Source organism: Aerococcus sp. L_32 (genome assembly GCF_050689315.1).
Genome location: NZ_JBOEQF010000779.1, coordinates 1 through 853, shown reverse-complemented (window position 1 = coordinate 853; position 853 = coordinate 1). Strand labels below are relative to the sequence as shown.

2 protein-coding genes are annotated in these 853 nt (G+C 43.6%); both read left to right on the top strand.

Going from position 1 to position 853, the window contains the following annotated elements; genetic code table 11:
• A partial coding sequence (locus ACRCJ0_RS16405; protein ID WP_431391230.1) for a chromate transporter occupies positions 1-403 on the top strand: 403 nt, incomplete at its 5' end.
• 84 nt (positions 404-487) lie between these two features.
• Positions 488-853 (top strand): MsnO8 family LLM class oxidoreductase (locus tag ACRCJ0_RS16400; RefSeq protein WP_431391228.1); only part of this gene is annotated, 366 nt, incomplete at its 3' end.

Sequence of the window (853 nt, the reverse complement as noted above, 5' to 3'; positions counted from 1 at the left end):
ACCGATTGCTATAAATTCGGCGACTTTTGTGGGCAATCAGATTGCGGGTATACCAGGTGGGATTGTGGCGACGCTTGGATCGGTCTTTCCATCGATTATTTTGGTAACCATTTTGGCCTATGTTTACATGAAATACCGGAATTTGGATTCATTGCAGTATGTTCTAAAAGCTCTTCGTCCAGCGGTTGTGGCTATGATTGCGACGGCTGGGATGTCTATTCTAGTGACGAGCTTTTGGGGCGACCAAGTGGTGGGGGTACAAACCATCAACATCGTTGCGATTGTCATTTTTGCTATATGTTTAACTTTATTATTTAAAACCAAGTGGGACCCGGTGGTGATCATGCTATTGGCTGGGGTCTTGAATGTGGTGGCTTATTTAGCACAAGGATTAGTTTTTTAATTAAAGTCAGGATTAGTCAAGTCGTATTTCTTTCTAGTTCAAGATGCACCGGCTATAATAGTAGGGAGCATAAGAATAGAGAGGATGTTTTTTGTGGAATTAGGCGTGCACGATTTAGTGACGATAAATAAAGGGGAATCGGCTGAGGGTGCGGTTGAACGTACCATGCGATTTGTCCAAGAGATTGAGAAAATGAATTATAACCGGTATTGGTTTGCGGAACATCATAATATGCCAAGTTTGGCATCAGTATCACCGGAGATGTTGGTCGCTTATGCGGCAGCTAAAACAGACCGCATTCATTTGGGTACGGGTGGTACCATGATTATGCATTATTCACCGCTGAAGATTGCAGAAAATTTTAAGTTGCTAACAGCTTTAGCGCCAGGACGGATTGATATTGGGCTAGGACGGGCACCGGGTTCAGGACCTGATGAGATTAAGGCACTA